Source organism: Sphingobium sp. WTD-1, from assembly GCF_030128825.1.
In the GTDB taxonomy this organism is placed as follows: Bacteria; Pseudomonadota; Alphaproteobacteria; order Sphingomonadales; family Sphingomonadaceae; genus Sphingobium.
This window is the reverse complement of sequence record NZ_CP119127.1, coordinates 1,178,398-1,198,480: the sequence shown is the minus strand read 5'-3', so window position 1 is coordinate 1,198,480 and position 20,083 is coordinate 1,178,398. Positions and strand designations below refer to the sequence as shown.

The window sequence follows — 20,083 nt, the reverse complement described above, 5'->3', positions numbered from 1 at the left end:
TTTAGCCCTCCTGGCCTTCGGTCGCTTCGGGAGCGGCCGCTTCCGCGGGCGTCTCGGCCGGCGCGGCATTGCTGTTTGCAGCCTGCTTCAGGCTGGCGGGATAGGGCGCGTCGGCGTGACGGGGAACCTTCACGGCGTCGCTGACGGTCAGCCAGGTGCCCTTGGCGCCCGGAACCGAACCCTTGACGAACAGCAGACCACGCTCGACGTCCGTGCGGACGATCTCGAGATTCTGCTGGGTCCGCTCACGATCACCCATGTGACCGGCCATCTTCTTGTTCTTGAAGACGCGGCCCGGATCCTGACGGTTACCGGTCGAACCATGCGCACGGTGGCTGATCGACACGCCGTGGGTGGCGCGCATACCGCCGAAGCCCCAGCGCTTCATAGCACCGGCAAAGCCCTTACCCTGGGTGTGACCGGCAACATCGACCAGCTGGCCAGCGACGAAGTGGTCAGCGGCGATTTCAGCGCCGACGTCGAGGAGCGCATCCTCGGCGACGCGGAATTCGACCAGACGCGCCTTGGGTTCAACTTCCGCCTTGGCGAAGTGACCGCGCTGCGGCTTGGCGACATTCTTGGCCTTTGCAACGCCAGCGCCCAGCTGAAGGGCGACATAACCGTCGCGCTCGACTTCCTTACGTGCGACGACCTGCGTACCCTCAAGGCTGAGGACCGTGACGGGGACGTGACGTCCGTCGTCCTGGAACAGGCGGGTCATCCCGACTTTCTTAGCGATCACGCCAGTGCGCATCACTGATTACTCCCATAGAGGCCCGCCATAGCAGCGGGCGTATCCAACGAAAAAACCGCTCAGCATCTCTGCTTCGCGGCCCAACCCAATGTATAGATCACCCCGTCCGGGTTGGATGCCGATCCCTCTCGGGAAAGGCGACGGGGGACCAGGACCACGCGCCTTGGCCGGTTCACCGGCGGGCCGTGCGGTATCCCTTGTGTCGTTTGAGCTTCCACCTCTTCCGAGAAGAGGAACAGAATACCCGATACCCCGCCTACCTTGCGGAAGGCGGGGACTTGCCGACCTTAGGCCAGCTTGATTTCGACGTTCACGCCGGCAGCCAGGTCCAGCTTCATCAGCGCGTCGACCGTCTGCGGCGTCGGCTGCACAATGTCAAGCATACGCTTGTAGGTGCGGACTTCGAACTGCTCGCGCGACTTCTTGTCGATGTGCGGACCACGGTTGACCGTGAACTTTTCGATGCGCGTCGGAAGAGGAATCGGACCGCGAATGAGGGCGCCGGTGCGGCGGGCGGTTTCGGCGATGTCGCCGGTCGCCTGATCGAGCACGCGATGATCGAACGCCTTGAGGCGAATGCGGATGTTGCTGTCCATTGTTCCTGTACCGATGCGAAAGAGCCAATAACCAGCGCATTTTCATGAATCAGCCGGAGCAGCCGTTGATTTACAAAAACACGCCAACAAAAAAATATCCGCCCCGTTTTGCCCTTCTAGCTCGTTCGAGCCGGAGAAAGGCGATCCGGGGCGGGTAAAAAACTTCAGCGGCGCGAATCGGGCGATTCGCGCCGCTGCGGTCCTATATTACTTCGAGATCGTGCCGACAACCCCTGCGCCGACGGTACGACCGCCTTCACGGATGGCGAAGCGCAGACCCGAGTCCATGGCGATCGGAGCGATCAGCTTGACGCCGAGCTTCACGTTGTCGCCAGGCATGACCATCTCGGTGCCCTCGGGGAGGATCACTTCGCCGGTCACGTCGGTGGTGCGGAAGTAGAACTGCGGACGATAGTTCGCGAAGAACGGGGTGTGACGGCCACCCTCTTCCTTCGACAGCACGTAGACTTCGGCGTCGAATTCGGTGTGCGGGGTAACCGAGCCGGGCTTGGCCAGAACCTGACCACGCTCAACTTCTTCACGGCCCACGCCACGGATCAGCGCACCGATGTTGTCGCCGGCCTGGCCCTGGTCGAGCAGCTTGCGGAACATTTCGACGCCGGTGACGGTGGTCTTCTTGGTGGGCTTGATGCCGACGATTTCGACTTCTTCACCAACCTTGACGATGCCGGTTTCGACGCGGCCGGTCACGACGGTACCACGACCCGAGATCGAGAACACGTCTTCGATCGGCATCAGGAAGGGCTTGTCGACCGGACGGTCGGGCTGCGGGATCCAGCTGTCGACGGCAGCCATCAGCTTCAGAACGGCGTCGTGGCCGATTTCCGGGGTCTTGTCCTGCAGGGCAGCGACAGCCGAACCGGCGATGACGGGGATGTTGTCGCCGTCGAAGTCGTACGAGCTCAGCAGCTCGCGGATTTCCAGCTCGACCAGCTCGAGGATTTCGGCGTCGTCGACCAGGTCGACCTTGTTCATGAACACGACGAGCTGCGGCACGCCGACCTGCTTGGCGAGCAGGATGTGCTCACGGGTCTGCGGCATCGGGCCGTCGGTGGCCGAAACGACCAGGATCGCGCCGTCCATCTGGGCGGCACCGGTGATCATGTTCTTGACGTAGTCAGCGTGACCCGGGCAGTCGACGTGCGCGTAGTGACGGGCTTCGGTCTCATACTCGACGTGGGCGGTCGAGATGGTGATGCCGCGCTCGCGCTCTTCGGGAGCCTTGTCGATGTTGTCGTACGAGGTGAAGGTCGCACCGCCGGTTTCGGCGAGAACCTTGGTGATCGCCGCGGTCAGCGAGGTCTTACCATGGTCAACGTGACCGATGGTGCCGATGTTGCAGTGCGGCTTATTCCGCTCAAACTTAGCCTTAGCCATTTTATCCTACCTTCTAATCAAAATCAGCTTGGGTCTGACCGCTCGGCCGCGCCTCGCGAAGGCGCGTCCATAGCAGCATATTCACAGATTACCAGCCCCTATCCGAGCCGATTGCACGGCCCGGACAGGGAAACTCGTCAGGCCATCTTCGCCTTGACTTCGTCCGCAACATTCTGCGGCACTTCGTCATAGTGCGAGAAGATCATCGAGTAGTTCGCGCGGCCCTGGGTGAAGGAACGCAGCGAGTTCACATAGCCGAACATGTTGGCCAGCGGGACCATCGCCTCGACCACCTGCGCGTTGCCGCGCGTATCGGTGCCCTGGATCTGGCCACGACGGCTGTTCATGTCGCCGATGACGTCGCCCAGATATTCTTCCGGGGTCACGACTTCGACCTTCATGACCGGCTCGAGCAGGGTGATGCCCGACTTCTGCGCCGCTTCGCGCATCGCGGCGCGGCCGGTGATTTCGAACGCCAGCGCCGACGAGTCGACGTCATGGTACGCACCGTCATAGAGCAGCACTTCGAAGTCGATGATCGGGAAGCCGATCAGCGAACCGGTGGCAGCGGTTTCGCGCATGCCCTTTTCGATCGCGGGGATATATTCCTTGGGAATGTTACCGCCCTTGATCTCGTCCTTGAAGACGAAGCCCGAACCACGCTCGCCGGGGGTCAGCTTGACCTTGATACGGCCGAACTGACCGGTACCGCCCGACTGCTTCTTGTGGGTGTAGTCGACGTCGACGGCCTTCTTGAGATACTCGCGATAGGCCACCTGCGGCGCACCGACATTCGCCTCGACCTTGAACTCGCGCTTCATGCGGTCGACCAGGATTTCGAGGTGAAGTTCGCCCATGCCCTTGATGATGGTCTGGCCCGATTCGTGATCGGTCGAGACGCGGAACGAGGGATCTTCGGCGGCCAGGCGGTTGAGGGCGACGCCCATCTTTTCCTGGTCGGCCTTGGTCTTGGGTTCCACCGACAGTTCGATGACCGGCTCGGGGAATTCCATCCGCTCCAGGATGATCGGCTGGCGCTCGGCGCACAGCGTATCACCGGTGGTGGTTTCCTTCATGCCGGCCAGCGCGACGATGTCGCCGGCATAGGCGGTGTCGATGTCTTCACGGCTGTTCGCATGCATGAGGAGCATACGGCCGATCTTTTCCTTCTTGTCCTTCACCGAGTTCAGGTAGGTGCCCTTGGTCAGGGTGCCCGAATAGATGCGCAGGAAGGTCAGCGAGCCGACGAACGGGTCGTTCATGATCTTGAACGCCAGGCCCGAGAAGGGCGCGTCGTCCGAGGTCGGACGGCTGTCGGGGGTTTCACCGTCCATCTTGACGCCCTGGACGTCTTCGATGTCGAGCGGGCTCGGCAGATAGTCGACGACGGCGTCGAGCAGCGGCTGAACGCCCTTGTTCTTGAACGCCGAACCGCACAGCACCGGCACGAAGGCGTGACCCAGCGTACCCTTGCGGATCAGCTTCTTGAGGGTCGCGGTGTCGGGCAGATTGCCTTCCAGATAGGCTTCCATCGCGGCATCGTCCTGCTCGACGGCAAGCTCGATCAGCTTTTCGCGATATTCGGCAGCCTTGTCGGCGAGGTCGGCCGGAATTTCTTCATAGTAGAATTCGGCGCCCAGACTCTCATCCTTCCAGATGATCGCGCGGTTCTCGACCAGGTCGACCAGGCCCTTGAAGTCCGACTCTGCGCCGATGGGCAGATACAGGACGGCCGGAGTCGCGCCCAGACGGTCGATGATCGTCTGCACGCAATAATAGAAGTCGGCACCGGTGCGGTCGAGCTTGTTGATGAAGCACATCCGCGGAACCTTGTACTTGTCCGCCTGGCGCCACACGGTTTCCGACTGCGGCTCAACGCCGGCAACGCCGTCGAACGCGGCAACAGCACCGTCGAGCACGCGCAGCGAGCGTTCGACTTCGATGGTGAAGTCGACGTGGCCGGGGGTGTCGATGATGTTCAGGCGGTGGTCGTTCCAGATGCAGGTCGTTGCAGCCGAGGTGATGGTGATACCACGCTCCTGCTCCTGCTCCATCCAGTCCATGGTCGCGGCGCCGTCATGGACTTCGCCGATCTTGTAGGACTTGCCGGTGTAGTAAAGGATACGCTCGGTCGTGGTGGTCTTGCCGGCGTCGATGTGCGCCATGATACCGAAATTGCGATAGCGTTCGAGCGGATGGCTGCGGGCCATGATGCTTCTCCGTTGCCGGCGCGCCGGCGGTTGGGGATTCGTTAATTCTGCGCGTGGCCCCTAAACCAATCCGTCCGCCATGGGTAGCCACCCACGGCGAACGGACCGATTTTGGAAACCAAATAACAAGGCGGGCACATAAGCGCCCGCCCTGCTGTTACCAGCGGTAGTGCGAGAAGGCGCGGTTCGCTTCCGCCATGCGGTGCGTATCTTCGCGCTTCTTGACGGCATTGCCGCGGTTGTTGGCAGCGTCCAGCAGCTCACCCGACAGACGGGCGGCCATGGTGGTTTCGCTGCGGTTGCGCGAAGCCGTGATCAGCCAGCGGATCGCCAGCGCCTGGGCGCGCTCGGGGCGCACTTCGACGGGGACCTGGTAGGTCGCACCGCCGACGCGGCGGCTGCGGACTTCGATGCCGGGCTTCACATTGTTCAGCGCGTCATGGAACATGCCGATCGGGTCCTTCTTGGACTTCGCTTCGACAGTGTCGAGCGCACCGTAAACGATGGACTCGGCGACAGCCTTCTTGCCGTCCTGCATGATGCTGTTCATGAACTTCGACAGCACGATATCACCGAACTTGGGATCCGGCAGGATAACGCGCTTTTCGGGGCGACGACGACGTGACATATTACTGTTCTCCCCTTACTTCGGACGCTTGGCGCCGTACTTCGAACGGCTCTGCTTGCGATCCTTGACGCCCTGGGTATCCAGAACGCCGCGAAGAACGTGATAGCGCACGCCCGGAAGATCTCGCACACGGCCGCCACGGATCAGCACGACGCTGTGTTCCTGGAGGTTGTGGCCTTCACCCGGGATGTAGGTGATGACTTCGCGCTGGTTGACCAGACGCACCTTCGCCACCTTACGGAGAGCCGAGTTCGGCTTCTTCGGGGTCGTCGTGTAGACGCGGGTGCAAACGCCACGCTTCTGCGGGTTCGCATCCATCGCAGGGACCTTGGACTTGGTCTTCTGCAGTTCGCGGCCCTTGCGGACCAGCTGGTTGATTGTTGGCATGAAGCCCTTCACCTTTTCAGTTACTTTACCAGACGCCACCTGCGTTCCCCGCCGCGTGGAACCAATGACTCCAAACAGCAAAGGCCCCGACGGAAACAATCCGCCCGGAGCCGCAAGGACAGCCGATAATGTTCAGCTCTAGTGCTTGCCCCGGCAAGCGCGGGAAGAACGAGTCTTCCAGACGCAGAACGCGGGGCAGCGGCCCTATAGCGATGGGGGACGGAAGGGTCAAGCGCAGGACCGGAACGACCATGGCGGCACACCTGCCCACATAGTGAATGACATTTTAGCATTTTGCTAACATGCTGCAGATTATGGGATCTTTCCCTGCTGCCCCCATATCCAGATGGACCAGTCGTGATTGCACTTTCCCGCATTAGCGGCGAATTCCACAGCCCGGAACGGGAGGCCGCCTTCCAGGCCGACCGACTGCCCGAATCGCGGCGCCACGCCCATCTGCTCTTCGCCTTGTCGGCGCTGCTCAACACCCTCTTCCTGCTGAGCGACTGGCGCTTTGCCGGCACGCCCCATTTCTGGGTCGCGGTGCCCGCGCGCCTCACCGTGGTCTTCTGGTCGCTCGTCTGCCTGGGCCTGTGCCGCTACATGCACAGTTTCAAGGCGGTCGAACGCATCTGCTTCGCCTGGCAATGCGTCACTGCCATCGGGGTCGCCTTCCTCGTCTCCTCGCGCAGCGACATCGCCATCTTCGTCCTGGTGATGCTGCCACTCGTCTTCTACCTGGTGGTGCCGACCAGCTTCCGGGGTAATGTCGGCGGCGGCCTGGGCTGCGGCGTCGCATTGCTGATCGGCTATCTGGCCCCCGCCCCTCTGTCGCCGACCATGCCCGGCATGATCATGGCCGTGCTGATGCTCCATTGCGGCATGTGGATCGCGATCGCCCGCACCAACCGGTTGCAGCGCCTGGAATGGACCGCCAGCCAGGATGCGCAGGCTGCCCGCGTCGCGCTCGCTGCCAATGGCGAAGCGCTCGAACGGCTGTTCATGACCGTGCCCTTACCGCTGATCGTTATCCGCGACGACGGCACCGTCCTGCGCATGAACGATTCCGCCACGCGTAACCTTGGCACCGCGGACAATGTCGCCCGACTGGCGCTCATTATCGATCACGCTCCGCCGCTGCGCCTGCTCGACCGGCTGACGCGCGGCGACAGCATCGACAATGACGAATGCTGCCTCGCCAATGACGAAGGCATCATCCGCGATATCCTGCTGGGCGCCCGCCCGATCCTGCTCGCCGGCGAACAGTGCATCCTTGCCAGCATCGTCGACATCACCGACCGCAAGCAGGCGGAACGCCATCTTGCCCATCTGGCAATGACCGACGCCCTGACCGGCCTCGCCAATCGTTCCCATTTCATGGCCAGCCTGATGCAGGCGGCCCAGTCGACCGAACGATCCGGCGGCCAGATGGCGGTCGCGCTGATCGACGTCGACGAATTCAAGCGAATCAACGACAGCGCCGGCCATGATGCCGGCGACGCATTGCTGTGCGCCGTGGCGGAACGGCTGCGCGACTCGGTACGCCCCGCCGACATGATCGCCCGCATGGGCGGCGACGAGTTCGCCGTCATCCTCACCCGCCTGCGCGGCCTGGCCGACCTCGACACCATCCTCAGCCGCATGATCGCGCGCCTGCATAGGCCGCTGCGCCACGGCGGGCGGGACATTGATTGCCGCGTGAGCATGGGCGTCGCCCTCTATCCCGACCATGCCGGCGACATGATCGACCTGATGAAGCATGCCGACATCGCCCTTTACGAGGCGAAGAATAGCGGGCGCGGGCGTGCCTGCCTGTTCGAACCGAGCCTGCTCGAAAGCTGGCAGACCGAGGCGCGGATGCTGGAACGGGCCCGCGATGCGCTCGCCCATGCCCAGCCCGTGCCCTGGTACCAGCCCAAGGTCGACCTGCAGGACGGCCGCGTCATCGGTTTCGAGGCGCTGCTGCGCTGCGTCCGCCCGGACGGCACCCTGATGATGCCCGACCAGATATTGGCCGCCTTCGAACATCCCGAACTGGGCCGCAAGATCACCGAGCGGATGATCGACCAGGTGCTGGCCGATTGCCGGGCCTGGACCAGCGCCGGCATCGATTTCGGCCATATCGCGGTCAATGTTCCCGGCGTCGAACTGCACGACCGCGCCTTCCCCGACCGGTTGCTCGCCCGCCTCACCCATGCCGATGTCCAACCGCGCCGGATCGAGCTGGAAGTCACCGAATCCGTCTTCCTCGGCCGCAATGTCGATGTGGTGGAACGCAATCTTCAGCGCCTCAGCCAGACCGGCATGGCCATCGCCCTTGACGATTTCGGCACCGGCTATGCCTCGCTGTCCCACCTCAAGCAGTTTCCGATCGACGTCATCAAGATCGACAAGGGCTTTGTCCGCGATCTGGAAACCGACCCGGATGATGCCGCCATCGTGCGCACCGTACTCAACCTTGCCTACAGCCTGGGCGTGAAAACCGTCGCCGAAGGCGTCGAAACGATTGAACAACTGGAATATTTGCGATCAGGTGGTTGCCATTATGGCCAGGGCTATTATTGGAGCGCTGCCGTTCCGGCATCGCAATTACCCAGCTTTCTTGAGCCATCCCGCTTCGCCCGCCGAAGCTGAAGCGCATCGCGAAAAATATTTTCAAAGCCAGGGAACCAAATGGGACGAAGATCATTTCGTCCCGGTTTAGCTTCGTCTCGTCACGAGTCCGCGGCTGCGGATTCGCGCGTCCGATCTTCTTTTGCTACCGGCCCGACTCACCGAAATAAATAGTTACGGGGTCGCAATTGTCGCAGCGCAAGAAGAAGGGGGTCGCCACCCTCTGGGCCAGGCTCAGTGCCTTGTGCCCGGAGCGGGAAATCTTCCTGCGCTCGGGCGGCCAGGTAAAGTTCATCCGCATTTCCAAGCGTGCTCAGCTCATGGCGCTCGGCATCCTGTCGACCGGCCTGGTCGGCTGGGGCGCCGTCACCGTGTCGATGCTGGCGAGCAGCGCCGCCGTCGCCCATGACCGCGCGATGCTGGATGCCAAGGGTGCGGCCGTGGCCAGCAAGGCGCGCAAGGTCGATGGCTATCGCAAGTCGGTGAACGACCTCGCCCATGACCTGGAAGCGCGCCAGGACTTCATCGACGATCTCTACAAGACCCATTTTGGCGAGCCCGGCGACGCTGCGGCCAATGCCCCGGTCGGCAAGGCCGACGCCGCGACCGAAAAGGGCGGCCAGGGCAAGCTCGACGCCAAGATCAGCATGGCGCCCGAAGCCGCGCCGCTGATGCAGGTCGATGCCCGCCAGCGCCGTTTCGCAGCGCTGCTGACCAGCGCCGTGGAAGCCCGCACGCAAAAGGCCGCCGCCGCGATCCGCAGCTTCGGCCTCAATCCCGACGCACTCGCCCGCAATGCCGCCCGCGCCCAGGGCGGCCCGTTCGTCCCTTGGCATGGTGACGAAGACGCGATGCCGGCCGAGCTGGAAAAGCTCGCCACCGCCCTGTCCCGCATGGAATTTCTGGAAACCAGCCTGCTGCGCATTCCGTCGGGCCAGCCGACCGGCACGCCGATGCTCAGCAGTTCCTATGGCTATCGCCGCGATCCCTTCAACGGGCACGCCGCCTTCCATGCCGGACTCGACTTTCCCGGCCGCTATGGTCAGCCGATCCTGGCCGCCGCCCCCGGCAAGGTCAGCTATGTCGGCCAGCGCAGCGGCTATGGCAATGTCGTGGAAGTCACCCATGGCAATGGCCTCATGACCCGCTACGCCCACCTGTCCGGCTTCAACGCCCGTGTCGGCCAGCAGGTCGCGCGCGGCGACCAGATCGCCCGCATGGGCTCCACCGGCCGCTCGACCGGCACGCATCTTCATTTCGAGGTGCGCGTGAACGGCGATCCCATCAATCCCCGCCGTTTCCTCGAGGCCCGCAAAGATGTTCTCCAAGTCCAGCAAATCGCCACGGCCCGTCTCGCCGATGTCGGCAACCGGGGCTAAGCATACCCCCTTCTCGCTGATCGGCAGCGACGTGACGATCACCGGCAATCTTGCCGCGACCGTCGACCTGCATGTCGATGGCGTGATCGACGGCGACATCAGCTGCGCTTCGCTGGTCCAGGGCCCCGACAGCCGGATCATCGGCCATGTCACCGCGCAGAGCGCGCGCCTTGCCGGCTTGGTCGACGGGTCGATCAGCGCCGAGGAACTGGTGGTCGAAAGCACCGCCCGGATCACCGGCGACGTGACCTATGAACGGATCACGATCGAGGCCGGCAGCCGGGTCGAAGGTCGCTTTGCCCACAAGGATAATGGCCCGGTCGCGGCCGGCGACCTCAAGCTCATCACCAGCGACAGCGCAGCCTAAGCGCTCAGTTGACCGGCGCGCGGCGCCGGTAGCTCAGCGCCTCTGCCACATGCACCCGGCCGACCTGTTCCGCGCCGGCCAGGTCGGCGATCGTCCGCGCCACCCGCAACACCCGCGTATAGCCACGCGCCGACAGCTTCATCGCGGCGGCGGCCTGCGCCAATAATTGCCGCCCGGCCTCGTCCGGTCCGGCCACATCCTCCAGCCGCTCGCCATCCACCTCGGCATTGGTCCGCACCTTGCTACCAGCATAGCGCCGGGTCTGCAGCGTGCGCGCCGCCGCAACCCGCGCCGCAACCTCCGCCGATCCCTCGGCCGGCGGCGGCGGCAGCAGGTCGGCCGCCGTCACCGCCTGCACCTCGACATGCAGGTCGATGCGATCGAGCAGCGGCCCGGAAACTTTCGCCTGATAATCGCTGGCGCAGCGCGGTGCGCGCGAACAGGCCAGCGCCGGGTCGGACAGATGGCCACAGCGACAAGGATTCATTGCGGCGATCAGTTGCACCCGCGCCGGGAAGGTAACATGGGCATTGGCTCGCGCCACGCTGACCTCGCCGCTTTCCAGCGGCTGGCGCAGCGAATCCAGCACAGCCCGCTGAAACTCCGGCAGTTCATCCAGGAACAGCACGCCCAGATGGGCCATGCTGACCTCGCCCGGCCGCGCCTTCAGGCCGCCACCGACCAGGGCCGCCATCGACGCGCTATGATGCGGATTGCGAAATGGCCGGGTGCGGCTGATCCGTCCGCCCTCCAGCGTGCCGGCGACACTGGCGACCATCGATGTCTCCAGCGCCTCGGTCGGCGTCAGCTCGGGCAATATGCCGGGCAGGCAGCTTGCCATCAGCGATTTGCCCGCACCCGGTGGCCCGACCATCAGCAGATTATGGCCGCCGGCCGCCGCGATCTCCAACGCCCGCTTGGCGCTTTCCTGCCCCTTCACCTGGCGCAGGTCGGCCGTGCGCAGCGGCGGCTCGACCGCGCCGGGCTGGGGCGGCGACAGCGCGGCCGTGCCCTTGAAATGATTGAGCAGGCTCAGCAGATCGGGCGTGGCGACGACTTCCACCTGCCCTGCCCAGGCCGCTTCACTCCCCTGCGCGGCGGGACAGACCAGCCCCAGATCCTGTTCGCCGGCATGCAGCGCCGCCAGCAGCACGCCGGGTGACGGCGCGGTGCGCCCGTCCAGCCCCAGTTCGCCGACGACGATATAGCCCGCCAGCGTCTCGGCATCGATCACCCCCATTGCGCCGAGCAGCGCGATCGCGATCGGCAGATCGAAATGCGACCCTTCCTTGGGCAGGTCGGCGGGCGAAAGATTGACGGTGATCCGCTTGGGCGGCAGCGACAGGCCGATCGCGGCGATCGCATTGCGCACCCGCTCGCGGCTTTCGGCCACCGCCTTGTCGGGCAGGCCGACGACGATGAACGCGGGCAATCCCGGAACAAGCTGGCACTGCACTTCGACCGTGCGCGCCTCCAGGCCCAGATAGGCCACCGTCGAAACCGTCGCTACCAAAGGCCCCGCCCCCTTCTTCCCCCGTGAAGGCGGCCGATCGCTTGTCCCCGTTATTCCTGCGCGTCCGGCCGTCCCTTGAATCCCTGTGCCACGACATACCATTCGACGCTGCCCTTGCGGCTCGCCGGCGGCTTGGCATGCTTGATCGTGGTGAAATGCTTCTTGAGCACCGCCAGCAGCTCCGCATCGGTGCCACCGGCAAAGACCTTGGCGACGAAGGTGCCGCCCTTGCGCAGATTCTGCACGGCGAAATCCGCTGCGGCTTCGACCAGCCCCATGGTGCGCAGATGGTCGGTCTGGGCATGGCCCACCGTATTGGCCGCCATGTCGGAAATCACCAGGTCCGGGTCCTGCCCCAGCGCTTCGCGCAGCAGGTCGGGCGCCTTGTCGTCCATGAAGTCCATTTCGAACAGGGTGACGCCGGGAATCGGATCGACCGGTAGCAGGTCGATGCCGACCACGGCCGCCTTGGGCGCCATCTTGCGGATCACCTGTGCCCAGCCGCCCGGTGCCACGCCCAGGTCGACGACCGCGCGCGATCCCTTCACGAAATGGAATTTCTCGTCCAGTTCGATCAGCTTGAAGGCGGCACGGCTGCGCCAGCCTTCCTGCTTTGCCTTGTGGACATAGGGGTCGTTCAGGTGCCGCTCCAGCCAGCGCACCGACTGCGCGGTGCGTCCCTTGGCGGATTTCACCCGCACCTTGCCTGCGCCAGAACCCCTCACGTCGTTGCTCCATGGCGGTCCATCAGGCCGCGCAATATGCCCTCGCGAATGCCGCGGTCGGCGACGCCCAGTCGCTCGGCCGGCCAGATGTCGAGGATCGATTCCAAAATGGCACAGCCCGCGACCACCAGGTCGGCGCGCTCCGTGCCGATGCAGGGCAATCGTTGCCGATCCGCCAGCGCCATGGTCGACAGCCGTTCGGAAATCGCGCGCATCGAACTGCTCGGCACGATCAGCCCGTCGATCGCCTGCCTGTCATAGCGCGGCAGGTCAAGGTGCAGGCTGGCCAAAGTCGTCACCGTGCCCGATGTGCCCAGCAGCCTGATGCCGGCTTCGTCCTGCGGCAGGCGACGGGCGAGCGGCGCGAACGCCTCCGCCACGCGCGCGCGCATCCGGCCATAGGCGGCCAGCCGCTCGGTCGGATTGGCATGGTCGAACAATTCGCTCTCGGTCAGCGACACCACGCCCCAAGGCGCACTGACCCAGTCAACGATGCGCGGCGCGCCGTCGCAATGGGAATCGACCAGCACCAGTTCGGTCGATCCACCGCCAATATCGAAGATCAGCGCCGGGCCATGGCCCTCTTCCAGCAGCGCATGGCATCCCAGCACCGCCAGCCGTGCCTCTTCCTGTGCGCTGATGATGTCAAGCGCGATCCCAGTCTCGCGATAGACGCGCTGGATGAACTCGGCGCCGTTGCTCGCCCGTCGACATGCCTCGGTCGCCACCGACCGCGCCAGCGTCACATGGCGCCGCCGCAGCTTGTCGGCACAGACCGACAGCGCGGCGATGGCCCGGTCGATCGCCGCATCGCTGATCCGCCCGGTGGCCGCCAGCCCCTCGCCCAGACGCACGATCCGGGAAAAGGCATCGACCACGATGAACCCGTCCGCTGACGGCTTGGCGATCAGCAGACGGCAATTATTGGTACCCAGATCGATTGCCGCATAGGATCGGCGGTCACGCGCCGTGTAGGGATAAAGGCCCCGTTGCTTCGACGGGGGCGTAATGGCCGCAGCCTTGCTCCCATTACCCGAACCGGAACGGGCGGACTTGCCCGAAACGCGGCCAACCGGGCCGGAACTCTGCGGCGATGGGCGGCTATGCTGCACCAAGGCCGTATCTCACTTCATCAATCGCCGATCGCGCAAATCCGATCGGAACTTACCTTCATGCTTAAGCGGAACCGCACGCTTCCGCAAGTGGGTGGGAAATCAGCCGAAAATTACCCGAATTTGTCAATCTCCAGCATTTGCATAAATTACATACTTAACATCACCAACATCCCGATCGCCATAATCACGGGTCAAAACAATCAAGATGAGAATTTCATAACGCAAAGAGAACATTGTGTCTTTTTGGATACATGACAGAAACTTTCATTTTTAGGCAATTGTCTTGCGCGCGATAGCTGCATAGCCTCGACAACGGTCTTTGGGGAGTTAACATCATGCGCATTCGTAAGAATGGCGCGGGCCTGTTGGCGCGCGCCGGTCGTTCAGCCCTTATGGCATCGGCCGCTCTGTCCGCTCTGAGCATCGCACCGGCAGCCCATGCCGTCGTGCCGAACGACAATAATACGCCGGCCGATATCGTCGACGGCACCGATGTGAACGGCGTCGGCATCATGTATCGCGCCGACGGCTATGTCTGCACCGGCACGCTGATCAATCCGCGTACCGTCATTTTCGCCGCCCACTGCGTCAATGACTATGACCCCAGCACCTATAGCACGGTGAATGACGGCATTCCGGTCGCCTTCGCCTTCCAGAGCAACGCCCGCCCCGGCCTGGTCAACTGGATCAACAACGGCTATCGCACCAACACCGCGCTCAGCGTCTATAACGTCAACAATATCGCCTATAATCCGGACTCGCTCGATCCGCCGGCGCTCAGCTTCCTCTATGGCGACACGGCGATGGCGACACTCGACACGCCGGCCAGCGACGTGCCGACCTGGGCGATGCTCTTTTCTGCGCTGCCCGCACCGGAAAGCATCAGCGACACCACCGGCACCGGCTATCATGTAACGATCACCGGCTATGGTCGCAGCGGCAGCGGCACCACCGGCAACAGCTATGGCATCGACTATCGCCGCAAGGTGGCGGAGAATTTCCTCGGCCTGCTCGGTTCGCTCGACGATGTCGACAGCTTCCTGTTCGGCGAAGCCAGCGGTTATAGCCAGAATCTCTACCAGACCGACTTCGACGATCCGACCCGGACCAACGAATTCGACTTCAACGTATTCAAGGACGATGCGCTTCCCAATGAAGGCAACACGGCCGGCGGCGATTCCGGCGGCCCGCTGATCCTCGACCAGACCTTCGATCAGAAGGTGGTGCTGGGTGTGCTGTCGGGTGGCAGCCGCTACTTCCTGGAACAGCCGCAAAGCTCCTATGGCGGCTCCGCCTTCTATCAGCCGCTCTATCTCTTCTGGGACTGGATCGCGCAGAACAACCCCTATCGCTATGCCACCGCCAAGGCCGGCGACGGCAAGTGGAGCGACGCCAGCCACTGGGTGACCGCGCTCGATCCCAATTACATGATCATCGACAGCAATGGCTCGTTGGTGAACGGCGTGCCGACCACGCCCGGCGCCGGCGCCTTTGGCGAGGATGATGCACAGAAGTTCGGCCAAGTCTGCTACCAGCCCAATAATGGGTCGGACGACGCCTGTTACGATGTCGGCACCGACACGCTGCTGATCAATGGCGAGCCGGTCGAGGCGACCGACGCGACCACCACCAGCGGCAGCAAGACCGTCGCCAACAACAAGGGCAGGGTCGAGATTGCCGAACGCAGCCCGTCCGATGGCGCCGCCAGCCTGGCGGATGAGGCCATCGTCGAGGCCCAAGCAGAGGGCGATGCCGTCCTGCCCGCCGCGACTTTGGCCAATGGCCTGCCCGGTGCCACCAATTTCGTGCCGAACAATATCGACCCGGTCGCCGCTCAGGGGATCGTCGGCCGCTATTACGACGTCACGCTGAGCGCCGCTGGCAAGACCACCCTCGACATCGACGCGACCGTCGATCGCTTCACCATCTCGGGCACCGGATCGACGCTCGACGTAACCAGCGCCGGATCGCTCACCAGCCTGATGGATATCAATCATCTGGCCGGCGTGGTGAATATCGACGGCACGGTCGAAACACCGGGCGACTATCTGCTGTTGTCGGGCCTGCTCTCGGGCAAGGGCACGCTGCGCGCCGGCTACTTCACCAACATCATGGGCGTCGTCGCGCCTGGCGGCATCGGTTCGGTCGGCACGCTGACGGTCGAAGGCAATGCTCTGCTGAGTTCGGGCAGCACCCTGCATATCGACCTGGGCGCCAACGGCACCTCCGACCTGCTCGCCGTCAAGGCAACCCAGTTCGTGCCGGAAGATGAAGGCGGCGAAGGCGAAGTCATCGCCCCCACCGAGGGGGGCAATGACAATGCACAGAGCGCCGTCGCCAGCATCACGGCGGCAGAAGCTGATGGCGACGTGTCGCTGCTGGCCGCCGGCGATCCGATCGATGGCATCGCCGCTCTGGGCGGCAAGGTCGTGTTCGGCGCGGCCACCGGTGCCAAACTGCGCTATGGCAATCGCTATACCTTCCTGACTGCGGAAGGCGGGATTGACGGCCGCTTCGATACGCCGACCAACATCAGCGCCATCCTGAAGCCCGTGCTGACCTATGGCGCCAATTCTGTGACCGTCACGCTCGATGCCGGCACCTATGCCAGCGTCGTCAACGGCAATTCTCAGATCCAGACCAGCTTTGCCCGCCTGCTTGATCAGAACCGCGCACTCTACGGCAATTATGCCGCACTCTATGGCGAGGCGGACCTGCTCAGCGTCGCAGGGATCCAGGCTTCGCTCGAAGCCATGGCCCCGCGCACCGAAGCGCTCCGCACGTCCATGTCTGAAGTGCTGAACGACAATATGGCCCGCTTCTATCGCGACCGCCTGACCCGCGTCAGCGGCGGCGGCATGGGGGGCACGCTGACCATGACCGGCCAGCCGCTCCAGCTCGCCGCGCTCAGCATGAACAATCTGAACCTGGGCATGGATCAGGGCGGCGGCAACGAAACCGTCACCCAGGAAAATGCCCTGCCCGATGACGTCAGCGCCTTCATCGCCGGCGGCTATATCGACGGCAAGAGCGATCCGATGCGGGGCGCCATCACCACCGGCCGCGACAAGTTCGACGGCTGGTATGGTGCGGCCGGCATCGAAAAGATGATCGGCGACGATGCCGTGATCGGCCTCGCCGCATCCTATAGCGAACTGAAGGGCAATACCGGTATTGGTGATACCGCCCGTGCCCGCCTCTACCAGGCCACCGTCTATGGCAATTGGGATCTGGGCGGCGTGGTCCTGGATGGTGTCGGCAGCGCCGGTACGCTCACCAGCAAGACCAAGCGCGCCTTCGCGGTCGGCACCACCCCTTACACGTTGCGCGGCAGTGACCAGCAGCTGGCCCTGTCGGGTGAGATCGGCATCGGCGCGCCGCTGGGTGGCGACGCCTTCACCATCACGCCGCGCGCCTCGCTGCGCGGCGCCTATATCAGCGGTGGCAACCTCGCTGAATATGGCGGCGACACCGCGCTGGTGATCCAGCACCATGCGATCCAGAGCGCGCAGGGTCGCCTGGGGGCCACGGCGAAGATCGATGTCGGCGGGTTCAAGCCCTATCTGACCGCCAATTATGTCCATGAGTTCCGCGACCAGCCGGCCTATTTCCTGGCCAATTTCGTCGGCGGCACCGGATCGCTCGCGCCCTTCGCGCTGGGTGGGTCGGACAAGAATTGGGGTGAAGTGGGCGGCGGCCTGACCCTCAGCACCGGCAATGTCGACATCAGCCTGTCGGCCGACACCACCGCCTGGCGCGGCAACCTCAGCTATCAGAGCTATCGCGCGGCACTCAAATTCCGCTTCTGACAGCAGCTCCCCGGCACCAGAAGCATTGGGCCGTCCCGCAAGGGGCGGCCCTTTCTCCACCAGGCCCTGTTGGATAGAGGACGCGCGCAAGTTAGGGTAGCGTAACGAAACAGGGGCCAGGCCGATGCATCCGGTAGAATTGTTCGAACTGCTGGTGGCCATGCTGCTGGCGATCATCGCGCTTCATTATGCCGCGCATCGGCTGGGCCTGCCGCCGGCGGTCGCGTTGCTGACCGGCGGCACCTTGCTCGCCTTCGTGCCCGGCCTGCCGGTCATCTCGCTCGACCCCGAACTGGTCCTGGTCATCTTCCTACCCCCGCTGCTGATGGATGGCGCCTGGTTCATTGCGCTCGGTCATCTGCGCCGCCACCTGATCGGCATCATGTCGCTGGCGATCGGCGCGGTGATCTTCACCACGCTTGTGGTCGCCGCGGTCGCCCATGCGCTCATGCCATCCCTGCCATGGGCCGCTTGTGCCGCGCTGGGCGCCATCGTCTCGCCGCCCGACGCCATTGCCGCGCGCGCCGTGCTGCAACGCGTCCATCTCCCCCGCCGCCTGTCGGTCCTGCTGGAAGGCGAAAGCCTGTTCAACGACGCCAGCGGCCTGGTCCTCTTCCGCTTCGCCATCGCCGCCGTCGCAACCGGCAGCTTCAGTGCAGTGGCCGGCCTCGAAAGCTTCATCCTGCTCGCCGTCGGCGGACTGGTGGTCGGCGGCGCGATCGGCGCCATCTGGGTGCTGCTGGTCCGGCGGCTGGGTGACGATTATCTGATGATCGCCTCTTCCATGCTGGTGCCCTGGTCGGCCTATCTGCTGGGTGAAGCCTTCCATGTCTCCGGCGTCATCGCCACCGTCGCAGCCGGCCTCATCTGCGGCTGGTATCAGCATATCGTCTGGTCCGCCTCGGTGCGGATGCGCGGCACGGCCTTCTGGGCGGTGATGATCTTCCTCATGGAAGCGACCGTGTTCATGCTGATAGGCTCGTCGCTGCGCGGGGTGGTCGACCGGGTCGGCGGCTTTGCCGTCGTGCTCGACAATATGGCCGTGCCGGTCATGCTCATACTGCTCGCCCTCACCGCTGCCCGCTTCGTCTGGGTGTTCGGTTCGGACGCCATCATCATGCTGCTGCGCGCGATGGGCCTGCGTCGCTACAGCCCGGTCGGCCCGCGCGGCGCCACCGTGCTCGGCTGGGCCGGCATGCGCGGCGTGGTGACGCTGGCGGTCGCCCTCTCCGTGCCGGAGGGCTTTCCGGGGCGCGACTTCCTGCTGGTCGCGGCCTTTGGCGTGATCCTGGGCACCGTCCTCATCCAGGGCACGACGCTTGGCCTGCTGATCCGCTGGGCGGGCCTCTCCGACCCGATTCATGATCGCCCCCGCCTCAGCATGAGCGATGCCGAAGCCGCCATCGCCAGGGTCCAGGCCGTGCGCGTCGAACAGCTCGCCTATGATGCGGCAGGCGAACTCATCCACCCGCAACTGCTCGAACGCTATCAGCGCCGCGCCGTCCTCTCGAAAAACTATGCCGGGCAGGAAGACCAGTTCACCGACCGGCTCCACGCCCATTTCGACCTGGTGCTGGAGGCGATCGCCGCCGGCCGCGCCGAACTGCTGCGCCTGCACCGCGCCGGCGACATTGACGAACATGTGCTGCAGGAACTGGAACGTGACCTCGATCTAGAGGAACTGACCGCCTGGTCGATGAAGTCGTGACAGCGATGGAAGCCCGGTTGCGCGACCTGCTGAACGCCGATCCCTGGCGCATGGCGATCCTGCATCTGCTCCGCTCGCTCGACCTGCCCGATGGCTGGGTCGCCGCTGGCTTCGTGCGCGATGCGGTCTGGGACCATCTGCACGGCCACGCCCCGTCGATACCCGTCGGCGATATCGACATCATCTGGTTCGATCCCGCCCGGACCGATCCTGCGCTCGACCGGCAGATCGAGCGGCAACTGGCCACGCTGCGCCCGGACGTCGACTGGTCGGTCAAGAATCAGGCGCGGATGCACCTGCGCAATCGGGATGCACCCTATGCCGATGCCGCTGACGCGATGCGCCACTGGACCGAGACGGCGACCGCCATCGGCGTTCGCCTGACGCCCGACGACCGGCTGGAGGTCAACGCTCCCTTCGGCCTTGATGATCTGTTCGGCTTGCGGCTGGTGCCCGGCCCGGCCTTTCTCCGCGCCAGGCGGGCGATCTTCGATGCGCGGGTGTGCGCCAAGCGGTGGCCGGCGCGCTATCCCCTACTCCAGCCCGGCTGATCAGAGCGGCAGCAGCGCGCCCACGATCCAGCGTTCCTCGGCGCGCAGCACGCCCCAGGCACGGGCGGCAGCGCGGCTGTCCATCGCCTCGACGCCGATGCCGCGTGCTTCCAGTTCCCGCACGAAGGCGCGGGGCGGCTGTTGCAGCCCGCTGCCGGTGCCCAGCAGCAGGAATTCGGGCTTCAGCTCCAGATGGTCGAACAGGTCGCCCAGCGCCGCGACACTCATCGCCGACACCGCCGGCGCCTGCATCCAGGCCAGCGCCCGGACGGGGCTGAGCAACAGCCCGTCCGGGAAGACATCGTCCTTCACCCGAAAACCCCGGCCCTG

Annotated in this window: 16 protein-coding genes; 6 read left to right on the top strand and 10 right to left on the bottom strand. The window is 64.4% G+C overall.

Going from position 1 to position 20,083, the window contains the following annotated elements; all coding sequences use genetic code 11:
- Window position 1 precedes the first annotated feature (1 nt).
- The 6 genes from rplC to rpsL form a co-directional block, all read right to left on the bottom strand.
- Complete coding sequence (gene rplC / locus N6H05_RS05885) at window positions 2-754, bottom strand: 50S ribosomal protein L3 (RefSeq protein ID WP_004208723.1); 753 nt, start codon at window positions 752-754, stop codon at window positions 2-4.
- A gap of 287 nt (window positions 755-1,041) precedes the next feature.
- The gene (gene rpsJ, locus N6H05_RS05880) at window positions 1,042-1,350 is read right to left on the bottom strand and encodes a 30S ribosomal protein S10 (RefSeq protein ID WP_004208724.1); all 309 of its coding nucleotides are present in this window, start codon (window positions 1,348-1,350) and stop codon (window positions 1,042-1,044) included.
- A gap of 207 nt (window positions 1,351-1,557) precedes the next feature.
- A complete protein-coding gene (gene tuf, locus N6H05_RS05875) occupies window positions 1,558-2,748 on the bottom strand; it encodes an elongation factor Tu (RefSeq protein WP_004208725.1) in 1,191 nt (396 codons plus the stop codon).
- A gap of 137 nt (window positions 2,749-2,885) precedes the next feature.
- Window positions 2,886-4,958 (bottom strand): elongation factor G, encoded by a 2,073-nt coding sequence (gene fusA, locus N6H05_RS05870; protein WP_004208726.1) that lies wholly within the window; start codon window positions 4,956-4,958, stop codon window positions 2,886-2,888.
- 157 nt (window positions 4,959-5,115) lie between these two features.
- Entirely contained in the window at window positions 5,116-5,586 is a 471-nt protein-coding gene (rpsG, locus tag N6H05_RS05865) for a 30S ribosomal protein S7 (RefSeq protein WP_004208727.1), read from the bottom strand.
- A 15-nt stretch (window positions 5,587-5,601) separates the two neighbouring features.
- The gene (gene rpsL, locus N6H05_RS05860) at window positions 5,602-5,973 is read right to left on the bottom strand and encodes a 30S ribosomal protein S12 (protein ID WP_004208728.1); all 372 of its coding nucleotides are present in this window, start codon (window positions 5,971-5,973) and stop codon (window positions 5,602-5,604) included.
- A gap of 357 nt (window positions 5,974-6,330) precedes the next feature.
- Here rpsL and N6H05_RS05855 point away from each other — a divergent pair, with 357 nt between their 5' ends.
- The 3 genes from N6H05_RS05855 (at window position 6,331) to N6H05_RS05845 (ending at window position 10,332) form a co-directional block, all read left to right on the top strand.
- On the top strand, window positions 6,331-8,607 hold the full coding sequence (locus N6H05_RS05855; protein WP_284113070.1) for a putative bifunctional diguanylate cyclase/phosphodiesterase: 2,277 nt from the start codon (window positions 6,331-6,333) through the stop codon (window positions 8,605-8,607).
- 167 nt (window positions 8,608-8,774) lie between these two features.
- The gene (locus N6H05_RS05850; RefSeq protein ID WP_284113069.1) at window positions 8,775-9,965 is read left to right on the top strand and encodes a M23 family metallopeptidase; all 1,191 of its coding nucleotides are present in this window, start codon (window positions 8,775-8,777) and stop codon (window positions 9,963-9,965) included.
- The gene (locus tag N6H05_RS05845; RefSeq protein ID WP_284113068.1) at window positions 9,946-10,332 is read left to right on the top strand and encodes a bactofilin family protein; all 387 of its coding nucleotides are present in this window, start codon (window positions 9,946-9,948) and stop codon (window positions 10,330-10,332) included. Before N6H05_RS05850 ends, N6H05_RS05845 begins: the two co-directional genes overlap by 20 nt.
- A 4-nt stretch (window positions 10,333-10,336) precedes the next feature.
- Here the strand turns inward: N6H05_RS05845 and N6H05_RS05840 are convergent, their stop codons facing one another.
- From N6H05_RS05840 to N6H05_RS05830, 3 genes are read right to left on the bottom strand one after another with little or no spacing between them, the layout of a single operon-like run.
- Window positions 10,337-11,845 (bottom strand): YifB family Mg chelatase-like AAA ATPase, encoded by a 1,509-nt coding sequence (locus N6H05_RS05840; protein ID WP_284113067.1) that lies wholly within the window; start codon window positions 11,843-11,845, stop codon window positions 10,337-10,339.
- A 50-nt stretch (window positions 11,846-11,895) separates the two neighbouring features.
- Window positions 11,896-12,570 (bottom strand): RlmE family RNA methyltransferase, encoded by a 675-nt coding sequence (locus N6H05_RS05835; protein ID WP_284113066.1) that lies wholly within the window; start codon window positions 12,568-12,570, stop codon window positions 11,896-11,898.
- Entirely contained in the window at window positions 12,567-13,685 is a 1,119-nt protein-coding gene (locus N6H05_RS05830) for a Ppx/GppA phosphatase family protein (RefSeq protein WP_284113065.1), read from the bottom strand. Before N6H05_RS05830 ends, N6H05_RS05835 begins: the two co-directional genes overlap by 4 nt.
- Before the next feature lie 335 nt (window positions 13,686-14,020).
- Between N6H05_RS05830 and N6H05_RS05825 the strand changes: the two genes are divergently transcribed.
- From N6H05_RS05825 to N6H05_RS05815, 3 genes are all read left to right on the top strand, one after another.
- A complete protein-coding gene (locus N6H05_RS05825; protein ID WP_284113064.1) occupies window positions 14,021-17,494 on the top strand; it encodes an autotransporter domain-containing protein in 3,474 nt (1,157 codons plus the stop codon).
- Between the two features lie 124 nt (window positions 17,495-17,618).
- Window positions 17,619-19,202, top strand: coding sequence for a Na+/H+ antiporter (locus N6H05_RS05820; protein ID WP_284113063.1), 1,584 nt, complete (start codon window positions 17,619-17,621; stop codon window positions 19,200-19,202).
- A 5-nt stretch (window positions 19,203-19,207) separates the two neighbouring features.
- Window positions 19,208-19,753: a nucleotidyltransferase family protein gene (locus N6H05_RS05815; protein WP_284114179.1), complete on the top strand. Its 546-nt coding sequence runs from the start codon at window positions 19,208-19,210 to the stop codon at window positions 19,751-19,753.
- Here the strand turns inward: N6H05_RS05815 and N6H05_RS05810 are convergent, their stop codons facing one another.
- Window positions 19,754-20,065: an MTH938/NDUFAF3 family protein gene (locus N6H05_RS05810; protein WP_017499639.1), complete on the bottom strand. Its 312-nt coding sequence runs from the start codon at window positions 20,063-20,065 to the stop codon at window positions 19,754-19,756.
- Window positions 20,066-20,083: the final 18 nt, after the last annotated feature.